Source organism: Halomonas sp. GXIMD04776 (assembly GCF_049808615.1).
GTDB lineage: Bacteria > Pseudomonadota > Gammaproteobacteria > Pseudomonadales > Halomonadaceae > Modicisalibacter.
The window spans coordinates 41,414-63,126 of the sequence record NZ_JBNCAN010000012.1 but is presented as its reverse complement, the minus strand read 5'-3'; the positions used below and the strand labels follow the sequence as shown (position 1 = coordinate 63,126).

The 21,713-nt window shown below is 59.1% G+C and carries 20 protein-coding genes; 18 read left to right on the top strand and 2 right to left on the bottom strand.

Annotated features, from left to right (window positions below):
• Window positions 1-77 precede the first annotated feature (77 nt).
• A complete protein-coding gene (locus tag ACPF7Z_RS09920; protein ID WP_425193080.1) occupies window positions 78-662 on the bottom strand; it encodes a Smr/MutS family protein in 585 nt (194 codons plus the stop codon).
• 142 nt (window positions 663-804) lie between these two features.
• On the opposite strand from ACPF7Z_RS09920, the gene prmB reads away from it, so the two are divergent.
• The 5 genes from prmB to phaC all read left to right on the top strand — a co-directional run bounded on the left by prmB (window position 805) and on the right by phaC (window position 6,031).
• Window positions 805-1,755, top strand: a complete 951-nt coding sequence (gene prmB, locus ACPF7Z_RS09915) for a 50S ribosomal protein L3 N(5)-glutamine methyltransferase (protein WP_425193079.1) — start codon at window positions 805-807, stop codon at window positions 1,753-1,755.
• Between the two features lie 35 nt (window positions 1,756-1,790).
• On the top strand, window positions 1,791-2,876 hold the full coding sequence (gene aroC / locus ACPF7Z_RS09910; protein WP_425193078.1) for a chorismate synthase: 1,086 nt from the start codon (window positions 1,791-1,793) through the stop codon (window positions 2,874-2,876).
• Window positions 2,877-2,996: 120 nt separating this feature from the next.
• On the top strand, window positions 2,997-3,413 hold the full coding sequence (locus ACPF7Z_RS09905) for a hypothetical protein (protein ID WP_425193077.1): 417 nt from the start codon (window positions 2,997-2,999) through the stop codon (window positions 3,411-3,413).
• A gap of 157 nt (window positions 3,414-3,570) precedes the next feature.
• Complete coding sequence (locus ACPF7Z_RS09900; RefSeq protein WP_425193076.1) at window positions 3,571-4,044, top strand: phasin family protein; 474 nt, start codon at window positions 3,571-3,573, stop codon at window positions 4,042-4,044.
• Window positions 4,045-4,228: 184 nt separating this feature from the next.
• Entirely contained in the window at window positions 4,229-6,031 is a 1,803-nt protein-coding gene (phaC, locus tag ACPF7Z_RS09895) for a class I poly(R)-hydroxyalkanoic acid synthase (protein ID WP_425193075.1), read from the top strand.
• Window positions 6,032-6,084: 53 nt separating this feature from the next.
• On the opposite strand, the gene ACPF7Z_RS09890 is transcribed toward phaC, so the two are convergent.
• Window positions 6,085-6,975, bottom strand: coding sequence for a LysR family transcriptional regulator (locus tag ACPF7Z_RS09890; protein WP_425193074.1), 891 nt, complete (start codon window positions 6,973-6,975; stop codon window positions 6,085-6,087).
• A gap of 188 nt (window positions 6,976-7,163) precedes the next feature.
• Here ACPF7Z_RS09890 and leuC point away from each other — a divergent pair, with 188 nt between their 5' ends.
• The 13 genes from leuC (at window position 7,164) to ACPF7Z_RS09825 (ending at window position 21,666) form a co-directional block, all read left to right on the top strand.
• Window positions 7,164-8,603 carry a 3-isopropylmalate dehydratase large subunit gene (gene leuC / locus ACPF7Z_RS09885; protein WP_425193073.1) on the top strand — a complete coding sequence of 480 codons (1,440 nt, stop codon included), beginning with the start codon at window positions 7,164-7,166 and terminating at the stop codon, window positions 8,601-8,603.
• Between the two features lie 3 nt (window positions 8,604-8,606).
• Window positions 8,607-9,248 carry a 3-isopropylmalate dehydratase small subunit gene (gene leuD / locus ACPF7Z_RS09880; RefSeq protein WP_425193072.1) on the top strand — a complete coding sequence of 214 codons (642 nt, stop codon included), beginning with the start codon at window positions 8,607-8,609 and terminating at the stop codon, window positions 9,246-9,248.
• Between the two features lie 106 nt (window positions 9,249-9,354).
• Window positions 9,355-10,434, top strand: coding sequence for a 3-isopropylmalate dehydrogenase (gene leuB / locus ACPF7Z_RS09875; protein ID WP_425193071.1), 1,080 nt, complete (start codon window positions 9,355-9,357; stop codon window positions 10,432-10,434).
• A 73-nt stretch (window positions 10,435-10,507) separates the two neighbouring features.
• Entirely contained in the window at window positions 10,508-11,620 is a 1,113-nt protein-coding gene (gene asd, locus ACPF7Z_RS09870) for an aspartate-semialdehyde dehydrogenase (RefSeq protein ID WP_425193070.1), read from the top strand.
• A 176-nt stretch (window positions 11,621-11,796) separates the two neighbouring features.
• Window positions 11,797-14,031, top strand: a complete 2,235-nt coding sequence (locus ACPF7Z_RS09865; RefSeq protein WP_425193069.1) for a type IV pilus assembly protein FimV — start codon at window positions 11,797-11,799, stop codon at window positions 14,029-14,031.
• Between the two features lie 230 nt (window positions 14,032-14,261).
• A complete protein-coding gene (gene truA / locus ACPF7Z_RS09860) occupies window positions 14,262-15,218 on the top strand; it encodes a tRNA pseudouridine(38-40) synthase TruA (RefSeq protein WP_425193068.1) in 957 nt (318 codons plus the stop codon).
• 1 nt (window position 15,219) lies between these two features.
• Entirely contained in the window at window positions 15,220-15,858 is a 639-nt protein-coding gene (locus ACPF7Z_RS09855; protein ID WP_425193067.1) for a phosphoribosylanthranilate isomerase, read from the top strand.
• Between the two features lie 41 nt (window positions 15,859-15,899).
• Window positions 15,900-17,114 (top strand): tryptophan synthase subunit beta, encoded by a 1,215-nt coding sequence (trpB, locus tag ACPF7Z_RS09850; protein ID WP_425193066.1) that lies wholly within the window; start codon window positions 15,900-15,902, stop codon window positions 17,112-17,114.
• A 156-nt stretch (window positions 17,115-17,270) separates the two neighbouring features.
• Window positions 17,271-18,074, top strand: coding sequence for a tryptophan synthase subunit alpha (trpA, locus tag ACPF7Z_RS09845; protein WP_425193065.1), 804 nt, complete (start codon window positions 17,271-17,273; stop codon window positions 18,072-18,074).
• A 93-nt stretch (window positions 18,075-18,167) separates the two neighbouring features.
• Window positions 18,168-19,118, top strand: coding sequence for an acetyl-CoA carboxylase, carboxyltransferase subunit beta (gene accD / locus ACPF7Z_RS09840; protein WP_425193064.1), 951 nt, complete (start codon window positions 18,168-18,170; stop codon window positions 19,116-19,118).
• On the top strand, window positions 19,119-20,456 hold the full coding sequence (locus tag ACPF7Z_RS09835) for a bifunctional folylpolyglutamate synthase/dihydrofolate synthase (protein WP_425193063.1): 1,338 nt from the start codon (window positions 19,119-19,121) through the stop codon (window positions 20,454-20,456).
• Entirely contained in the window at window positions 20,453-21,103 is a 651-nt protein-coding gene (locus ACPF7Z_RS09830) for an SPOR domain-containing protein (protein WP_425193062.1), read from the top strand. Before ACPF7Z_RS09835 ends, ACPF7Z_RS09830 begins: the two co-directional genes overlap by 4 nt.
• Window positions 21,100-21,666 carry a CvpA family protein gene (locus ACPF7Z_RS09825; RefSeq protein WP_425193061.1) on the top strand — a complete coding sequence of 189 codons (567 nt, stop codon included), beginning with the start codon at window positions 21,100-21,102 and terminating at the stop codon, window positions 21,664-21,666. Before ACPF7Z_RS09830 ends, ACPF7Z_RS09825 begins: the two co-directional genes overlap by 4 nt.
• The last annotated feature ends 47 nt before the right edge of the window (window positions 21,667-21,713 follow it).

Below are 21,713 nucleotides of genomic sequence, written 5' to 3'. Positions count from 1 at the left end.
TTAGATGCAGCTATCCCTTGGTCGCTGCGCACCAGTTCAATGATATCTCAACATCTTAGAGAGGGTACGAACAGTGGCTACACTTCGCCACGACGGCGCAGCAGCACATAGACGGCACCGGTACCGCCATCCAGTTCCCGGGCGGAACAGAAGGCCAACACCGTGGGCCACTCTCGTAACCAGGCGTTGACGTGGCTCTTGATGACAGGATAGTCGGTGAGCAGATTGCCGGCGCTGGTGCGCGCCTTGCCATGCACCACCAGCACGCAGCGCATGCGTTTGTCGCGCGCTTCGGCCAGAAAGCTTTCCAGTTCCAGACGCGCTTCGTCGAGGGTGTAACCGTGCAGATCGAGCCCCGCCTCCCAGACAATCTGACCACGTTTCAAGGCGCTCTGGGTCCGATAAGGTAAGTCCGGTATCGCAAAATTGAGGTGGGTGCTGGGACGTACAGGCTCGACGCGTCCATCGCTGGTGCGGCTACTCAAAACATCCGTTGCCACCGCGGTAGCGGCACTTCTGCGCTCGCCGAGGCTTGCCTTGTCCTGTCGGCGCTTGCCCGGATCGGCACGATCAGAGGTAAGCTTTCGCACGCCGGCATCTTCCAGCGCCTGACGAAACAGGGCGATCTCTTCGTCTGAGTTGTCGCGGCGATGTCGGCTCATGATCTGGCCCTTGATAGCGTCCGATACTGTGCGTAGCGCTTCAGTATAGCGACTTGAGCCTGGCTGTGAACCGTCCCCCTAGGCAGGTACAATTCCTCTTCTAGTATCCTTTCCATGACCGTTTCGAACGACAGGATGTCGCGTGAACCCTCAACCGACCGCTGTTTCAACGCTGACGCTGAATGACGAACAGCTTACCTTAGAGCTCATCACCCTGCGGGATTATCTGCGCTGGGCGGCCAGTGAGTTTCATATAAGCCGCCTTCATTTCGGGCACGGGACCGCCAGCGCCTGGGATGAGGCTGTGGCACTGGTGCTTGGCGGCCTGCATCTGCCTTGGGACGTCGACCCGGCGGTACTGGATGCTCGGCTGCTGGAGCCCGAGCGCAAGCGGCTTGTTGAACTGGTGCGCAAACGTATCGAGACACGTCGACCCTTGCCCTATCTGCTAGGCGAGGCCTTCTTCGCCGGCTATCCCTTTGTGGTCGATGAACGCGTACTGATTCCACGCTCACCGATCGCCGAGCTGATCGAGCATGGTTTTGCCGCCTGGTTTCCCGCTCAGCCTCCAGATCGGATATTGGACATAGGGACTGGGTCGGGCTGTATCGGTATTGCCTCGGCACTGTATCTGCCCACCGCCGAGGTCGATCTGGTCGATATCGGTGCCGAGGCGCTGGAGGTGGCCAAGGCCAATATCACCCTTCATGACGTGGGGTTGCGGGTACGAGCGGTGCTCTCTGATCTGTTCGAGGGCGTGGCCGGTCAGCGCTACGATCTGATCGTCGCCAATCCGCCCTACGTGAATGCTCGAGACTTAGCCACTATGCCTGCTGAGTTCAGTCATGAACCGGCGTTGGCGCTGGGGGCAGGCAATGACGGACTGGACGTCGTACGGCGTTTGTTGCGCGAGGCTCGGGAGTATCTCGAAGACGATGGCGTATTGATCGTCGAGGTGGGCAATTCGGACCGGCAACTTGAAGCCACTTTCCCGGAAGTACCCTTTCTATGGCTCGAGTTCGAGCGGGGCGGCCATGGCGTGTTTGTATTGACCGCGGGCGAACTCGATGAGTACGCGCACCATTTTATTTGAGCCCTGTTTTGTAAACACCCTCTGAGGAACGCAGCATGTCCGGTAATACTTTCGGTAAGCTATTCACCGTTACCACCTGCGGCGAAAGCCATGGTCCTGCGCTCGGCGCCATCGTCGATGGCTGTCCGCCGGGATTGTCGCTGACCGAAGACGATCTGCAGCAGGATCTGGATCGTCGTCGTCCGGGCTCTTCGCGACACACCACTCAGCGCCGCGAACCGGATCGAGTGCGTATCCTGTCCGGTGTGTTCGAGGGCGTGACCACCGGTACCCCGATCGGTCTCACGATCGAAAATACGGACCAGCGCTCCAAGGATTATTCGAACATCAAGGACCAGTTCCGACCGGCCCATGCCGACTATACCTACCATCACAAGTACGGGATTCGCGATTATCGAGGCGGCGGTCGTTCCAGCGCTCGGGAAACCGCCATGCGCGTCGCCGCCGGTGCCATCGCCAGGAAATACCTGGCAAGTCACGGTATCACCGTGCGGGGCTACATGAGTCAGCTCGGCCCTATCCCCATCGAGTTCAAGTCCTGGGAAGGGGTCAATGATAATGCCTTCTTCTGCCCCGACCCGGATAAAGTGGCCGAACTCGAGGCCTTCATGGATCAATTGCGGCGCGATCAGGATTCCGTGGGTGCCCGTATCACCGTGATTGCCGATGGCGTGCCGGTGGGATTGGGAGAGCCGGTCTTCGATCGACTCGATGCGGACCTCGCTCATGGTTTGATGAGCATCAATGCGGTCAAGGGCGTCGAGATCGGTGATGGCTTCGCGACGGTGACCCAGCGCGGTAGTGAGCATCGTGACGAGATGGCACCGGAGGGCTTTCTTTCCAATCATGGCGGCGGGGTGCTGGGCGGCATCAGCTCGGGGCAGCCGGTGATTGCGCATCTGGCACTCAAGCCCACTTCGAGCATCACACAGCCTGGCCGGTCCATCGATGTCCAGGGCAATCCCATCGAGGTCATTACCAAAGGCCGCCATGATCCCTGTGTCGGTATTCGTGCTACCCCCATCGCGGAAGCCATGATGGCGTTGACCCTGATGGATCATCTGTTGCGTCAGCGTGCGCAAAATCCGCAGGTGCGAGTCGATACGCCCCATCTGCGCTGAGGGGTCTTCCATTGTCGAACATGAACGGGCTGTTGAATGTCCAGGCGGGGTTAAACGCCGACGTGCTTGTATCGGCATTGCTGCTACACTGAAAACAATGTTCAGCGACCGAGACATTTCATGAAGATCAACGTTGAATTCGATCTCACCCCGGCAGAGTTTCGAGAGTCTCTCGGGCTCCCGGACGTCGAGGCATTCCAGCGCGATATGATGAATCGCATCCAGCAGCAAATGGAAGCCGGCGTCGACGGTTACGATCCCTGGAGTCTAATGCAACCCTTCCTGCAAACAGGGCTCAGCCAGAACTTGAATCAGGGGCTAAACCAGGGAATGGCCAATTTTGGCAATTATCAGCAAATGATGCTGGACATGTTTCGCCAGGCGGGAAGCAATGTCACGGCATCATCTTCATCCGCAACGCAGGAGAAACAAGAGGCGTCGGAAAAAAAGGCAAATGCGAAAAGCGATAATACATCCTCGACACGCTCAAGCGCCGCGAGCTCCTCTCGCAGCAAATCACGAAAGACACAGAACTGAGGTGTAAAACCGATCGGGTCGATGAATTCTAGGAGCGCGACCTGGTTATATCAGCGTGAACTTGTTGCAACTTGCCAGTGCAGCGTCTACGCTTTGTGCAGTGCAGCAAAAAGTGCACTACCACGATAATGACGATTTTTATCAGGAGGTACTCGATATGGCACGCACCGATCAGCAAGAGCAGATGTACAACGCCTTGACCGAGCAGACTCGCAACTTCTTCGAGCCGATGCGTAAGCTCAATGGCGTCATGCTCGACAACATGGAAAAGATGACTCAGTTCCAGTTGGAGTCAATGAAACGCTATAGCCAGATGGGCACCGAGCGTGTGCGTGCTGCTTCTGAAATCAAGGATGCGGACGACATGCGTGACTTTGCAAGCCGTCAGACCGAGCTGATGAACGAGCTGTCGCAGCAGATGATGGAAGATGCTCGGGCCATGTCCGATCTGAGCGTCAAGTTTCGTGAAGAGCTGCAGAAGGCGTTTTCCGACGCCGGCCAGCAGACCATGAATCAGATGAATGAAGCGGCGCGTCAAGGCCAGGAAGCGACCAAGATGGCTGCCGATTCGGCAAAATCGACTGCTGAATCATCCAAGTCCACTAGCTCGCGCAATACCAAGAACAGTTGATCGATAAAAGGCCGGCAATACCGGCCTTGGCAATGTGATCCTGGTACAAGGTGCAAGTCTCGTGCAGTGAGGCTTGCACGTTGGTATGCCGGGATATACTCAATAAAGATGCGCCAGGAGCATAGGGGGGTGTATGCAGTCAGATTCCCAATTCGAGCTTGGACCATTCGTTGACGAGCAGTGGATGGAAAAGCTCGGAGCGATCAATCATGAGTATCAGGCGCTGACGCAGGAATTGCTGACGCGCATGATGCCTAGTGAAGCCGGTGAGTCGATTCTTGGAGACATGAAAGAAAGTTTGCGCCGGGGTGCGGAGGCACTGGCAAGCAATCCCCAGTTGCTTTATGGCGCGCAGATGCGTCTAGCACAGGATCAGATGCGTCTCTGGCAGCAGACCGCACAGACGTTTTATGGTGATGCCGAGCCGGGAGAGACGATCATCGAACCGGAGCGCTCCGATCGCCGTTTCCGAGATGAAGCCTGGCAAAACGAGCCTTTCTATCGCTACATCATGCAGCAGTATCTGCTGTCGGTGCGCACGATGAACGAGCTGATCGAGGGGATCGATAATCTTACAGACAAACAAAAAGGCAGTCTCGAATTCTATGCGCGCCAGTACATGAGTGCGATGGCGCCGACCAATTTCGTCACCACTAATCCCGAAGTGATGCGTCGGACCCTGGAAACCAAGGGTCAGAATCTGATCGATGGATTGCAGCGTCTACGGGAAGATCTTGCCAATTCGGCGGAAGGCCTGAATGTGGCGATGACCGATCGCGAAGCCTTTCGTATCGGTGACAACATCGCCGTAACCCCCGGTGATGTTGTCTATGAAAACGAACTGATTCAATTGATTCAGTATCGCCCTACCACCGAAAAGACGTTCAAGACCCCCTTGCTGGTCATTCCCCCTTGGATCAACAAGTACTACATCCTCGATTTGCGCCAAGACAACTCGTTGATGAAATGGCTGGTCGACCAGGGTCATACCGTCTTTCTCATTTCCTGGCGCAATCCAGGCGTCGAGCAGCGTGACATCACCTGGGCCGATTATATGCAGCTAGGGCCGATCGCCGCCATGGAAGCCATCGAGAAGGCTTGCGGCGAAAAGTCGGTCAATCTGCTCAGTTACTGTGTCGGCGGCACCTTGGCGGCCTCGACAGTAGCCTATCTGACCAGCACGCGACGCGGTCGTAAGGTGCGCTCGGTCACCTATATGGCCACTCTGCAGGATTTCCGCGATCCCGGTGAGATCGGTGTGTTTCTCAGCGAGGCGGCGCTCGAAGGCATCGATCGTCAGCTCGAGGCGGATGGTTATCTGGATGGCCGCATCATGGCGTTCTCCTTCAACCTGCTGCGCGAGAAGGATCTGTTCTGGTCGTTTTACATCAACAACTATCTCAAGGGCGAAGCGCCGGCCGCCTTCGACCTGCTGTACTGGAACACCGATGGTACCAATCTGCCGGCGGGCACTCATGGTTGGTACCTGCGCAACATGTATCTGGAAAACCGATTGGTCGAGCCCGGTGGCATCGAACTCGACGGGGTCAAGATCGATCTGCGCAAGATCTCCACGCCCAGCTACTTCATCTCGGCCAAGGAAGACCACATCGCCAAGTGGAATTCGACCTATTACGGCACGCAGTTGCCCAAGGGGCCGGTGACGTTCGTGCTCGGCGGTTCAGGCCATATCGCCGGTATCGTCAATCCGCCCAGCAAGAACAAGTACGGCTACTGGACCAATGACGAGTTGCCCAACAGCGCCGATCAGTGGTTCGAGAATGCGACCTTCAACGAAGGGTCCTGGTGGCCGCACTGGCAGAAATGGATGACGGACAACGGCTACGCCGATACCAGCAAGCAGGTCCCGGCCCGTCAACCCGGAGAGGGCGAGCTGAACATCATCGAGCCCGCGCCGGGTCGCTATGTGCGTCAGACGATTCCCGAAGTACTGGGCCATCTAACGCCAGGCGAAGACGACGAGTAGCGAGGGATTGTGTAACAAGCTGCCGACGTGCACACGCAACGCCCCAGGCTAGGTCATAGCGCCCGAGCCTTGGGCGTTGCTGCATCATCAAGCAGCGAAAGCATCGAGCGCGCTGCATTCGAGAGTGTTCGGTTCTTGTGTACCAGATAGCCCAGAGGGCGCTCGATGGGGCGATGCTCGATAGATAAAATATGCACTTCATCGTCGATCAGCGTCTCGGGCAACACGCTCCACCCCAAGCCGATCGTGACCATCATCTTCAGTGTTTCCAGATAGTTGGTCGACAGTCCGACGTTCACATGAAGTCCATCTTGGGCAAAGGTGTCGAGGACGATGCTTCGGGTGAAGGTCAGATGCCCGGGAAGTACCGCATCGTGCTCCGATAATGTCGACAACGCCACTCGATCTTGCCTGGCCAGGGGATGTTCCTTGCCGCAGACGAAACGCAGTCGGTCGATCCATACCGGGACCACGGTCAAGCGAGGGTCGGGTGCCGGCGCCAGAGTGACCACGGCCATCTCCAGGTCACCGGACAGCACGCCTTGATACGCCTGTTCCGAATCGAGAAAGCGCAGGTCCATGTGCACCTCGGGATGAGCTTGCGTATAGGCCTTGAGTATCGGGGGCAAGCGATGCAGGCCGATGTGGTGGCTGGTGGCCATGGTCAAGCTGCCCCGGACATCGCCCGCCAGGTTGGCCAGTGCCTGGCGGCTGTCGTCGACCATGACCAGGATTTCCCGAGCCCGTGGCAGCAATACCTGACCGGCTTCGGTCAAGCTGACCCGACGACCGATGCGGTCGAATAGGCGCGCACCGATCTGATCCTCCAGCGTGGCAATGCGCTTGCTGACCGCCGGCTGGGTCAGATAAAGCTGTTCGCCGGCTAAAGAGAAGGAGCCGTTGTTGGCGACAGCGAGAAAGGCTTGCAGACTCTGAGTGTCCATTCGTAGATCTTCCAGGCTGTATACATTCCTTTGTGGAATCCAAAGCATAAATAACATGAATTGCTTTTATGCTCGAGCCGCGTGAGACTATTTCTTAAAGAACAGCATCTGTCGTGGGAAAAGTCGCGATAATCGACCAGACAGCACGTGATCAGACAAAGGCAGGGCCAAAAGCCCGGGAGAAGGATATGGCAGGCCAGACGCTTTACGATAAATTATGGTCCCAGCATCTTGTGATGCAGCGGGATGACGGCAGTGCACTGATCTATATCGACCGACACCTGCTGCATGAGGTGACCTCGCCTCAGGCCTTCGAAGGCTTGCGTCTGGCCGGACGTAAACCCTGGCGACTGGACGCCAATCTGGCCACCCCGGATCACAATGTGCCGACCACCCTTGTCGAACGCGCGGCCGGTAACGCCGGCATCATCGATCCGGTATCGCTGATTCAGGTACAGACCCTGGATGATAACTGCGAGGCTTTCGGCATCGAGGAATTTCGTATCAATGACGCCCGCCAAGGCATCGTTCATGTGGTGGGCCCGGAGCAGGGTGCGACCCTGCCGGGCATGACGGTCGTCTGTGGCGATTCGCATACCGCGACTCACGGCGCCTTTGCCGCCCTGGCCCACGGTATCGGCACCTCAGAGGTCGAGCACGTGCTGGCTACCCAGTGTCTGCTGGCCCAGAAGATGAAGAATCTGCGGGTGCGGGTCGAGGGTAAACTGGGGACCGGCGTAACCGCCAAGGATATCGTGCTGGCGGTGATCGGCCGTATTGGTACCGCCGGAGGCACGGGGTGCGCCATCGAGTTCGCCGGTAGCGCGATTCGCGATCTGTCCATGGAAGGTCGCATGACCATCTGCAACATGGCCATCGAAGCGGGCGCCCGAGTAGGCTTGGTCGGTGTCGACGACACCACCATCGACTATCTGCGTGAGCGTCCCTACGCGCCGACTGCCGAACAATGGGACGCCGCCGTGGCCGCCTGGCGCGAATTGGTTTCGGACGACGATGCGATATTCGACAAGGAGGTGGTGTTGGATGCGGCCGAGATCGCACCCCAGGTAAGCTGGGGTACCAGTCCCGAAATGGTGGCACCCATCGAAGGTGAAGTGCCGGATCCCGACGCCATCGCCGATGACACCGTCAAGCGTGGGGTGACTCGGGCCCTGGAATACATGGGGCTCGCGCCGCGCCAGAAGATCACCGATATTCGCCTCGACAAGGTATTCATCGGTTCCTGTACCAACTCGCGCATCGAGGATCTACGCGAGGCCGCCAAGGTCGCCAAGGGCAAGAAGGTTGCCGATTCCATCGCGCTGGCGATGGTGGTGCCGGGCTCCGGCCTGGTCAAGCGCCAGGCGGAAGCCGAGGGGCTCGACAAGATATTCCTCGAGGCGGGCTTCGAGTGGCGTGAACCGGGTTGTTCCATGTGTCTGGCCATGAACGCGGACAAGCTGGGTGCCGGGGAACATTGCGCCTCCACCTCGAATCGCAACTTCGAGGGGCGCCAAGGGTACGGTGGTCGTACCCATTTGGTGAGTCCGGCCATGGCCGCTGCTGCCGCGATCGCGGGCCACTTCGTGGATGTTCGCAACGTTACCCAGCAGTCCCAGGAGGCCTGAGCCATGCAAGCACTCAAACAGCACCAGGGTCTGGTAGCGCCTCTCGATCGCGCCAATGTCGACACCGACCTGATCATTCCGAAGCAGTTTCTGAAATCGATCAAGCGCACCGGCTTTGGCCCTAACCTGTTCGATGAGTTGCGCTATCTCGATGAAGGCTATCCGGGCCAGGATGCCTCAAGCCGCCCGGTGAACCCGGATTTCGTGCTCAACCAACCGCGCTATCAGGGCGCCAGCATCCTGCTGACACGCCGCAACTTCGGCTGCGGCAGTTCCCGGGAGCATGCGCCCTGGGCGCTCGAGGATTTCGGTTTTCGCGTGGTCATTGCGCCGAGCTTTGCCGACATCTTCTATAACAACGCCTTCAAGAACGGCATCCTGCTGGTGCCGCTGAATGAAGAGACCGTCGAGCGACTGTTCCAGGAAGTCGAGGCCGACGAGGGCTATCGTCTCGAGGTGGATCTCGAGGCCCAGACCGTCACCACACCGAGTGGCGAGGTGCTGAGGTTTGAGGTCGATGAGTTCCGCAAGCACTGCCTGCTCAACGGCCTGGATGATATCGGCCTGACGCTGGAGCACGAGGGGGCGATTCGTGATTTCGAACTACGCCATCGTGAAGCTCAACCCTGGCTGTTTCGGGGTTAAGCGTGCTGCACTCGATCACTCGACGTTAAAAGTTGGCTGATCTTTGCTCGCGGCGTTTTAACAATTTCATCTTCATTCTAAAAATATCCTATTTTAGAGAGACACCATGAGTCGCAAGATTCTCGTTCTACCCGGGGATGGTATCGGCCCGGAAATCACCGCCGAGGCGGTCAAGATTCTCAAGGCCTGTCAGCAGGACGGCCTTGATATCGAGTTGGAAGACGCCCTGGTGGGTGGTGCCGGCTACGATGCCGAGGGCGATCCATTACCCAGGACAACGCTAGAGAAGGCGCAGGCCGCGGACGCTATTCTACTGGGCGCCGTAGGCGGCCCCAAGTGGGACAGTCTCGAGGATATTCAAAAGCGCCCGGAGAAGGGGCTGCTGGGACTGCGCAAGCACCTTGGGCTATTCGCCAATCTGCGTCCGGCGCTGCTTTATCCGCAGCTGGCGGAAGCCTCGAGCTTGAAACCCGAGGTGGTGTCCGGGCTCGACATCATGATCCTGCGGGAGCTCACCGGCGGCATCTACTTCGGTCAGCCGCGGGGCATCGAGGAGCGCGATGGTCAGCGGGTGGGCTTCAATACCTACGTCTATTCCGAGGCGGAAATCGAGCGCATCGGTCGTGCCGCCTTCGAGATGGCGCGTAAACGCGGCCGCAGGCTGTGCAGCGTGGACAAGGCCAACGTGCTCGAAGTCACCATGCTGTGGCGCGAGGTCATGAATCGGCTGGCACCGGAGTATCCGGATGTCGAGCTCAGTCATATGTACGTCGACAACGCCGCCATGCAGCTGGTGCGGGCCCCCAAGCAGTTCGATGTCATGGTCACCGGCAACATGTTCGGCGATATTCTTTCCGACGCGGCGGCCATGCTCACCGGTTCCATCGGCATGTTGCCCTCCGCCTCGCTCAACGAGCGCAATCAGGGCATGTACGAGCCTTGCCACGGCAGCGCACCGGATATCGCCGGCAAGGGCGTGGCCAATCCGCTGGCGACCATTCTGTCCGTGGCCATGCTGCTGCGTTACTCGCTGGACGAGCCGGTGCTGGCCGAGCGTATCGAGGCCGCGGTGGGACGTGTGCTGGACGACAATCTGCGTACCGCCGACATCGCTTACTCGGGAACACATCAGGTGTCTACTCGCGAGATGGGCGACGCCGTGTTCGAGGCCTTTCGTCAGGCGTGAGGTGCATGGTGTATCCTAGGATACATCCTATGACGTACTGCTCGTAGACACCCTATTCCAGGAGGACTCCCTTATGTTGAAAGTCGGATTCATCGGTTGGCGGGGCATGGTCGGCTCCGTGCTCATGCATCGTATGCGCGAAGACAACGACTTCGCCGGTATCGAGCCGGTCTTCTTCACCACCTCCCAGGTCGGCCAGCCGGGGCCGGATATTGGCGTGGACGTGCCGCCACTCAAGGACGCTTTCGATCAAGAAGCGCTCAAGGCGCTCGACGTGATCGTTACCTGCCAGGGCGGTGACTACACCGGCGAAGTCTATAAGCCGCTACGCGAGTCGGGCTGGAAGGGCTATTGGCTGGATGCGGCGAGCACGCTGCGCATGGCGGATGACGCAACCATCGTGCTCGACCCGGTCAATCGTCATGTGATCGATGCCCAGTTGGCCCAGGGCACCAAGACCTTTGTCGGCGGTAACTGCACCGTCAGCCTGATGCTGATGGGGCTTGGTGGGTTGTTCGAGGCCGACCTGATCGAATGGATGACCTCCATGACCTATCAGGCCGCCTCGGGATCTGGCGCCAAGCACATGCGGGAACTGCTCAGCCAGATGGGATCACTGCGTGACGCCGTGCAGCAGGAACTCGATGACCCGGCCAGCGCTATCCTCGAGATCGATCGCAAGGTATCCGAGGCGATGCGCGGTGGCGACTTTCCCATCGACAACTTCGGTGCCCCCCTAGCGGGTGGTCTGCTGCCCTGGATCGACAAGGCCATGGATAACGGCCAGAGCAAGGAGGAGTGGAAAGGCGGTGTCGAGACCAACAAGATTCTGGGTCATGGTGACAACCCGATTCCTATCGACGGCCTCTGTGTGCGCATTGGTGCCATGCGCTCCCACAGCCAGGCTTTCACTATCAAGTTAAAAAAGGATGTGCCGATAGATGAGATAGAGGATCGTCTGGCTAGGCACAACGACTGGGTCAAGGTCATCCCCAACGAGAAAGAGGCGACGCTCCAGGGTCTGACGCCTGCCGCCGTTACCGGCACCATGAACGTCCCGGTGGGGCGACTGCGCAAGCTGGCCATGGGCGGCGAGTATCTGACCGCCTTCAGTGTGGGTGACCAATTGCTCTGGGGTGCCGCGGAACCGCTCAAGCGAATGCTGGGAATATTGCGCGAGCAATAACCCTGCAGACCGGTTTCCACCTGTCACGACGCCTCCCTCGGGAGGCGTCGTTGCGTTGGGGCTAGTGAGGAGGGAGCGACGAAGACGAGACAGGTATTCAAACAACACCGTGCCGCTATCTGCCATGAATGGGTCGGAAGCAAATCCGAGCGGTGAAATGCGCTAGGGGAATGACCATGAAACGTATACTTCCATTGATCGCCGCGACCACCCTCGCTGCCGTCAGTCCTGGATTACAGGCGCTAAGCCTGGCCGAGATGCAGGTTCAGTCTCGTCTGGATGAACCCTTGCGCGCGCGTATTCCACTGGTCGATTTGCAGGGTATAGACCCAAGCCGGCTTCGCGCGCATCTGGCGGACAAGGCTGATTTTCAGGAAGCCGGGCTACCTCGTGCGGCCTTGATCGATGATCTGCAGCTATCGATGAGCCTTGAGGGGGGAGACCCCGTATTGCTGTTGAGTACCGAACAGGCGGTCAAGGAGCCCTATCTCGAGTTGCTGCTGACCCTGGAATGGCCGGGGGGCGAGCAGCGTCGACAGGTGAATCTTCTACTAGACCCTCCGGCATACACCCTCGGGCCTTCTTTGTTGACCGCAGCGCAAACGTCGAAGCCCAAAGTACAAGATGCCTGGCCCAAGGCCGCGGCGGATCAGCGTGTCGTATTGCCTGTCCAACCGGAGGCAATGGTCGACGCCACTGAGAAGGCGGCCGATGTTGATGGGGCGCAACGCCAGCTCGTCGTGGAGGCCGGCAATACATTGTGGAGCCTTGCCGATGGCATCCGTCGTCAATTCGATGCCAGCGTCGAGCAGACGATGTTGGCCCTGTTCCGGGAGAATCCGGGTGCCTTTGAGGCAGACAACATCAATACATTGCAGGCCGGCGCCGTGCTTGATGTTCCTTCACGAGCCGCAATGACCGCTCTCAGCTCGGCTCAGGCGCGTCAACAGGTGCTTGAGCAGAATCAGATCTGGCGCTCCGCTCAGCCGATTGTAGTCGAGACCGCTGCCACCGACGAGCAGTCGAGTGCCGCGCCCGCTGGCATGATCATGGTCGATGCCGAGGCGGCGCAAGCCGTATACCGTGCGATCGAAGAAGCCAATGCCGGGCGAGTATCGGCTGCCACCGACGAGCTGAAGAGCGTGCCGGAGACTAACGTCTCTCTTGAGCACGCACCGCCAGCCACTGCCGGCGCGGAGCAAGATGGCGATATTATCGCCGATATGACCGATGCATCGGTCATACAGGCCGGCCTCGTCAGTGTCGGGGATCTAGAGGCTGCAACCACGCGCCAGAACGAACGCCTGGATGCGTTGGAATCGAATTTGAAAACCACCAACGAAACGCTGGCCCAGGTTCGTGAGCAGAGCGATCAGCTCGGGGGCATGATGGCCAGCCTGAGGCAGAGTGTGGAAGGACTCCATGATCAACTTATGGCTTCCTTGCGGCCCGATCCGTTGGAAAGCACCGGTAGCGGCATCGGACTGTCGAGCCTGCTGCAGCAAATGAAAGGCAATATGATCACTATCGGTGGGATTGCCGCGATCGCGTTGTTGCTACCTTTTGCTGTGCTGCGTCGACGTCAACGCACTCGGGACGACAAGCAGAACGATAGCGATCGCGATCAACCGCCATCGCAAACGATCGAGAAGGGCGATGATGCAGCCATGACGTGGCCCGAGATGCAGTTCGAGACGCAGTTTGAAGCGGACGTGCCGACGGTTTCCATGAGTGTTGATGAGGACGAATTCCAGGATCAGCGGGCTCAGACACATACCCTTAACGATGCGGATGTGTTCATTGCCTATGGTCGTCATGCCGCCGCGCGCGAGCTGCTGGAGCAGGAGTTGAAGAATGCTCCGGAGCGTCATGACCTGCGTCTCAGGCTACTGTCGGTATACATAGCGCTGGACGAGCGCGAGGCCGCCGAGCGCGAAGCGGATTTTCTGCAGAATCATGCTCAGCCCGCCTACCACCAGGAAGTACAGCGTTTGATGGCGGGGTTTGATGCACAGCACGACGAGGCAGTTTTCGATCAGGCGGTACAGGAGAAGGCACTTTCCGAAGCAGCTCAGTCTCCGCTCATGGATGAAAGCGACACCTCTGAGACCACCTTCGAGACACTTGCCGTAGAGGCTGGCAACGAAAAAGAGAGGACTTGCAGCGTCGATGAGCATGTTATCGACTATCAGCCACCGAGCCTGCAGGCAACGAACTCGTCACGTCACGTGGGGGAGCCTTCGGAAATCGTTTATCCGGGGCGTCTGGATATGGCCGGACCCGATGGGAAGAACGCGACGGCGTCTGGTCAGGAAGACGACAACGGCGAAAGCTGGGATATCCAGGAAATCACCTTCGAACCCGGACGCAGGAATGAGCAACATTCCGCCCCCGATACTTTTAGACATTGAGGCTGGTTGAAGAAAGCCAGACATCATCCAGGCCGATAATGCCCCTCGCTGAGGGGCATTATTGCTGGCACATCATGATAATCGACTCTTTGCTGTGCATGGATATCGGGGGTGGTATCAAGATTACCTTCGAACGACTCAACGCAGCGCTTGATTTGATCTCGGAAAAGACATTGAGCCGGCAGATGTATAAAATACGCTCTTCTCATTAGCATGAATCTTGAGCGTCGATGCCTCTATTCGAGTTTTTGGATGATACCCGCCCCTTGCGTGGGCGCCTGGCCCTTGGCGTGGAGTATGACGGCAGTGGCTACTGTGGTTGGCAACGCCTCAGGCACGCACCCTCGGTACAGGCTGCCCTCGAGAAGGCGCTGAGCAAGGTGGCCGCAGCGCCGATCAAGGTGCTGTGTAGCGGCCGCACCGACAGTGGTGTGCATGCCACTCGTCAAATCGTGCATTTCGACGTGCCCGTGCCGCGTAGCCTCAAGGCCTGGGTATACGGCGCCAACGTCAATCTCCCCCGGGACATCGCGGTGCGTTGGGCCGCCCCCGTGGCGGATGATTTCCATGCGCGTTTTTTGGCCTTGGCCCGCCGTTACCGCTACGTGATTCTCAATCAGCCCAGCCGTCCGGTGCTGGAGCGTGCCAATACCACCTGGTGCCGCGAGCCCCTGAACGCTGCGCACATGCACCAGGCGGCGCAGGTGCTGGTGGGCGAGCACGACTTCTCGAGTTTCAGGGCAGCGGGCTGTCAATCCAGGTCCGCTTGGCGCCATCTGCACTTCATCGAAGTCAATCGCTACGGTCCGCTGGTGGTGATCGACGTTCAGGCCAATGCGTTCCTGCATCACATGATTCGCAATATTGCCGGCGCGCTGGTGGCGGTAGGCAAGGGGGAGCAGGACACTAACTACATGGCGCACCTGCTGAGGCTGCAGGATCGCACCCGGGCCAATGTCACGGCGCCAGGATGCGGCCTGCATTTCGTCGACTCGATCTATGCAGAGCGCTTTGCGTTGCCCCGGGAGCCGCTAGGTCCCAATCTGCTCGCGTTTCTAGGAGAATGGACGGGTGAACGGGCGCTGCCCGACAGCCCCAGGATGCGTCACCGTCGTCGACTGCCAGAAGCTGAGGCAGCCGGCGCCCGTGCATCGCCTGGCGGAGACCTGCCTCTCGAGGAGACATGACATGAGCGAACCCACGATAGGTCGTACCCGGGTCAAGATCTGCGGCCTGACCCGGGAAGAAGATGTCGATGCGGCGGTGGCCGCCGGCGTGGACGCGCTGGGTTTCGTGCTGTGGCCGGGCAGTCAGCGAGCGATCGATGCGGGGCGCTTGGCGCATCTCGCTGCCCGGGTGCCGGCCTTCGTTACCCGGGTAGGCTTGTTCGTCGACCAACGCCCGGAGTTTATCCACCGCTGCGAAGCCTATCTGGACCTGGTTCAATACCATGGCGACGAATCGCCGGCGCTCTGCGCCCAGACGGCGCGTCCCTGGATCAAGGCGCTGCGTATGCGCGATGGGCTCGATCTACAGGCTGCAGCGCAGGCGTATGACGAGGCGCGCGGGCTGCTGCTCGATGCCTATAAACCGGGAGTACCCGGGGGCACCGGAGATACCTTCGATTGGTCGCGAATCCCCGCAACGCATGCAAAACCTGTTATTCTCGCCGGTGGTCTCACTGCAGCCAATGTCGGCGAGGCCATTCGCGCAGTCCGCCCCTATGCGGTGGATGTCTCGGGAGGTGTCGAGCGCTCTCGCGGCATCAAGGATCCTGCACGAATTCGTGCATTCATCGATCAAGTATTTCTCGCTCAACGGCCTTGAGTCCAAGCGGCTCCCACAAGCGACCCCAAGAGGTATCTTTCGTGTCCAAGTTCAGCGATCTGACCCGTCTACCCGATGCCCGTGGCCACTTCGGTCCCTATGGTGGCCGGTTCGTCTCGGAGACTCTGAGCTTCGCGCTGGAAGATCTGGAGAAGACCTACATGAGTCTTCGCGATGATCCGGACTTTCAGGCGGAATTCGACCGTGATCTGGCGCACTATGTCGGCCGTCCATCGCCGCTGTATCACGCCGAACGATGGTCACGCCAGCTCGGCGGTGCGCAGATCTGGCTCAAGCGCGAAGATCTCAACCACACCGGTGCCCACAAGGTGAACAACACCATTGGTCAGGCGCTACTGGCCAAGAAGGGCGGCAAGCCGCGGGTCATCGCGGAGACCGGGGCCGGTCAGCATGGTGTCGCTACCGCCACGGTGGCGGCGCGCCTGGGGCTCAAGTGTGATGTCTACATGGGCGCCGAGGATGTTCAGCGCCAGAAGCTCAACGTCTATCGTATGCACCTGCTGGGCGCCAACGTCATCCCCGTCGAGTCCGGTTCGCGCACCCTGAAAGATGCGATGAACGAGGCGTTACGCGACTGGGTCACCAATGTCGACGATACCTTCTATATCATCGGTACCGTGGCCGGGCCCCATCCCTATCCGCTGCTGGTGCGCGACTTCAATTCGGTGGTCGGACGTGAAGCCCGCAAGCAGTCACTCGAGCAGATCGGACGCTTGCCGGATACACTGATTGCTTGCGTCGGTGGCGGCTCCAACGCGCTGGGGCTGTTCTATCCCTTCGTCGAGGATGAAGATGTACACATGATCGGTGTCGAAGCGGGCGGAGACGGTGTCGAAACCGGTCGCCATGCGGCACCATTGAGCGCCAATGCACCTCGAGGTGTGTTGCATGGCAATCGCACCTACCTGATGTCCGACGAAGGCGGGCAGGTGCTCGAGACTCATTCCATCTCGGCAGGCCTCGACTACCCGGGGGTTGGGCCGGAACATGCGCTATGGAAAGATGTTGGCCGCGTGGAGTATGTCGCGGCCAATGACGCGGAGGTGCTCGAGGCCTTTCGTGAGCTCACCCATGTCGAAGGCATCATGCCCGCACTGGAATCCGCTCACGCCCTGGCGCATGCCAAGGTGCTCGCACCGACTATGCGCGCCGACCAGCATATCGTCGTCAATCTATCCGGACGCGGCGACAAGGATATTTTGACGGTGGCCAAAATAGATGGCGTCGAATTTTAAAGGCGAATTTCAAATGGCTGCACTCGACCATACGGCGTTGGAAGCGCCTTCAAATTGCTCATGTACGTTTCAGTACACTGCGCATTTTCAGCCGCTTCCGCCTGGTCTGGTCTTCGTTCGCTGCTTTGAACTTTCGTCTTTGGGGGATATAGAAGAATGAATCGTATTGACCAACGCTTCGCTGACCTCAAGGAGCAGGAGCGTACCGCCCTGATCCCCTTCATTACCGCGGGCGATCCGGCGCCAGAGCATACCGTCGGGTTCATGCATGCGCTGGTCGAGGCCGGTGCGGATGTGATCGAGCTCGGCATGCCGTTTTCCGATCCCATGGCCGATGGGCCGGTAATCCAGAAAGCATGTGAGCGGGCGCTCAAGCACAATGTCCGCCTGACGCATATTCTTGCCATGGTGCAGGAATTCCGTCAGCAGGATAACGAGACCCCGGTGGTCTTGATGGGGTATCTCAATCCCTTGGAGCGCATGGGCTTGCAGGCATTTGCCGAGCAGGCCTCCGCATCTGGTGTCGACGGCGTGCTGGTCGTGGATATGCCGCCGGAAGAGGCTGATGAGATAGCGCCGCTGTTCAAGGAGCATCACCTGCACTCGATCTTCCTGGTGGCGCCGACTACCTCGAAAGAGCGGGCCGCGACTATCTGTGCTCATGGCGAAGGATATCTCTACTATGTTTCGCTCAAGGGCGTGACCGGTGCCGCAACGCTGGACGTGACCAGCATCGATCGACAGCTCGAATCACTGCGCCAATTGACATCGATCCCTCTGTGCGTCGGTTTCGGCATCCGCGATGGAGACACTGCCGCAGCGGTAGGGAAGGTGGCCGATGGCGTGGTCGTCGGTAGTGCGCTGGTGTCGCGTATCGCCGATAATTGTGAGCGGCCCGAACGTGCAAGCGATGAACTCAAGGGGCTATTGAGTGAAATGCGTCACGCGCTGGACGCCTGACGTCCAATAGTCGTCAGATGTTTTTCGATTTCGCATCCGAATGGCGGGGCCTTCGGATATCAACAACAGCAGCAATACGGAAACCTCTTGACCATGAGTTGGCTAGACAAGATCGTTCCGTCCATGGGGCGCATTCAACGTAATGACCGACGTTCAAGCGTGCCCGATGGTCTCTGGCGTAAGTGCCCCAAATGCGATGCCGTGCTCTATCTTCCCGAGCTCGAGAAGCATCATGAGGTTTGTCCTAAGTGCGATCATCATCTTCGCTTGACGGCACGTAAGCGACTGGACTGGTTCTTGGACAAGGAAGAGCGCGAAGAGATAGCGGCAGGACTTCAACCCGTCGATCGCCTCAAGTTCCGCGACTCCAAGAAGTATCGCGATCGTCTCAACGCAGCGCAGAAGGAAACCGGCGAAGACGATGCGCTGATCGCCATGCGCGGCATGCTGGATGGACTGCCGGTAGTGGTCGTGGCCTTCGAGTTCACCTTCATGGGCGGCTCGATGGGTGCGATAGTCGGCGAAAAATTCGTGCGCGCTGCGCGCATTGCGCTGGATGAGAACATTCCCTTTATCTGTTTTGCCGCCTCGGGCGGCGCGCGTATGCAGGAGGCTCTGTTCTCATTGATGCAGATGGCCAAGACCTCCGCAGCGCTGGAGCGGCTCAAGCAGGCGGGCATTCCTTATATCTCCGTGCTCACCGATCCGGTATTTGGTGGGGTCTCGGCATCGCTTGCCATGCTCGGCGATCTCAATGTTGCAGAGCCCAATGCCTTGATCGGTTTTGCCGGGCCGAGGGTCATCGAGCAGACCGTGCGGGAGCAATTGCCGGAGGGTTTTCAGCGCAGTGAATTCCTGCTCGAACACGGAACGGTGGATATGATCGTTCATCGTCAGGAAATGCGTGAACGCCTAGGCGGCATATTACGCAAATTGACCCATCAGCCTTTGCTTGGGGCACCGGTGGAACTGGGTGAAGAACCGGATGAACTGCAGGAAGAGTTGCCTCTCGACGAGGAAGCACCGCAGGATGCCGACCGCTGAATGAGCGATAGTATGACGCTGGCCGAGTGGTTGGCGAAAATCGAACATGAGCATCCGGTCAGCATCGATCTTGGTCTCGATAGAGTGGCCGAAGTGGCACGTCGTATGGGATTGAGCGACGCGCCTCTCGCTGAGCGCGTCATCAGCGTGGCGGGCACCAACGGCAAGGGCTCCACGGTGGCCATGCTCGAGGCGCTGGCGCGTGCTCACAGCCTGTCTGTGGCTACTTATACCTCACCCCATCTACTGCGCTACAACGAGCGTTTGCGCCTCGATGGTGTCGAAGCTTCGGATGAACTGCTGGTTGAGGGGTTCGAGCGTGTCGAAGAAGCACGGCTCGCACCTGAACCGATCAGTCTGACCTATTTCGAGGTTGGCACTCTGGCCGCTTTCTGGGCGATCGCCGAGCGCCATCCTCAACTGGCGGTTCTGGAAATCGGTCTTGGCGGCCGCCTGGATGCGGTCAATGTCATCGATGCGGATGTGGCGATCATCACGACGATCGCTCAGGATCATGCGGCCTTTCTCGGCACCGATATCGAAGTCATCGGGCGTGAGAAGGCTGGTGTACTGCGCACGGCACGTCCGGCGATACTGGGTAGCCGGGAGCTGCCGAACAGTGTCTATCGGGTAGCGCTAGCGCTGGGCGCCGGCATTCATGCGCTGGGTAGCGACTTTTCTCGAACGAGGCATGTCGATAGCCAGAAGGACGACAAGAGATGGTGCTGGGAAGGACGTGATGGCGAAGGCAACCCTTTGAGGTTCGAGCGGCTCCCCGATCCGGGCCTACCTCTCGATAACGCCGCCACTGCTTTGCAAGCACTGGCGCTCAGTAATATCGAACTCGATATCGAGGCGTGTCGACGCGCGTTCAGCGCGGTGAGCTTGCCGGGGCGTATGCAGTGGCTGGGTAACTGGTGCCTGGATGTGGCGCATAACCCGCAAGCCGCACACTATTTGGCCGAGAGACTTGCCGACCGGTCTTGTCCCAGTCGTCGTATTGCGCTGCTCGGCATGCTGAACGATAAGGAGGCCGATGCTGTGGTTGATGCATTGGCGCCCCAGGTGGATGCCTGGGTGGCGGTCAGTCTGGCAGGCGAGCGAGGACGGGATGCCGAATCGCTTGCCGCCCTGCTCGAGCGTCACGAGCAAACGGTGCTGCATCGGGCCGCATCGCCCAGAGCCGGCGCTGAATGGTTGCTTGATAGACTTGCCGAGGATGAGGAGGTGCTGGTGTGTGGTTCTTTCTTTACCGTCGCCGACGTGCTTGGCTGGTATGATGCGCGAAACCCTCAAGACGAATCGAGGTCAGCATCTACCGCGAGGAGGAAAACATGAAATACGGCATGCGCGAGCGCATCAGCGGCGCGGTGATTCTGTTGGCGTTGGCGGTGATCTTCATCCCCATGCTATTCGACGATCCCCCCTCCCGAGAGGCGCAACCCGAGCCGACCCTGACCCTCGAAAAGCCGATCGAGGTCGAGCGTCAGGATGTCGCCGAACCCCGGCCGCCGGCGAGCCTGGGTCAGATCCAGACACCCAAGATGCGTAACGAAACGCCCTCCAAGCCGGCTGAGTCATCTCCACCCGCGGTGGAAGTCGATCCCGAACCAACGCGCCAGATCGCCAAACCCGAGACCCGCTCGGATCCCATTGCGGAATTGGCAAGCCGCACCCAGGAGAGCCAGAAGGCGGATAAGCCGGAGCCTGCGCAAGAGACCGCGAAGCAATCCTCGTCTGGCACAGCGCAAGGTGACTGGGCCGTTCAGGCGGGGAGTTTCGGTGAGCCGGAAAATGCTAAAAGCTTCGAAGCCGATCTCAAAGCAAAAGGTTTCAAGGCCTTCAGTCGCGATCGTGACAACGATCTGACCACCGTCTACGTCGGTCCGTTCACCTCCTCCGAGGCGGGCGAGAAGGCGCGCACCGACCTCAAACAGAAGGCCAACATCCAGGGCTTGCTGATCCGACTTCGGGGGCAGGAGTGATATTGACCTGGTTGGACTGGGTATTCCTGGCCATTCTGACCATTTCGATGTTGGCAGGCTTCATGCGAGGTCTGGTGCGCGAAGCATTGGGTCTGGGGGCCTGGATCGTGGCGCTGGTGGCCTCGCGGATGTTCGCTCAGCCGGTGGCTGGCCTGCTCGAGGGCGTCATCGATCATCCGGATGCGCGTTTGGTGCTGGCATTCGTGCTGGTCATCTTCGGGGTCATCATGCTCTGCGGGATCATCATTCGCCTGGTGCATGCCGCCGTGGAATGGGTCGGCATGGGGTTCTTCAATCGTCTCGCCGGCGCCGGCTTCGGTACACTGCGTGGTGGTGCGATTCTGGTACTGGCCACGGTGATGATCAGCCTGACGCCGCTGGCTCAGCTACAGGCCTGGCAGCAGGCTGAACTGCGTCCGGCCTTCGAGGGCTTGAGAGATTGGACGATGGCGCGTATCACTGACTGGAAGCAGCATGATCCGCAAACCGCCGAGGAACTGAAATCCCTGTCACTGCCCATCGAACTGCCCCTCGGAGAAGACGACCAATTCAAGGATTCCTGATGGGTACCGAACAGGTCCTGGTATGCGTTTCATCAAAAGCGAGGTAA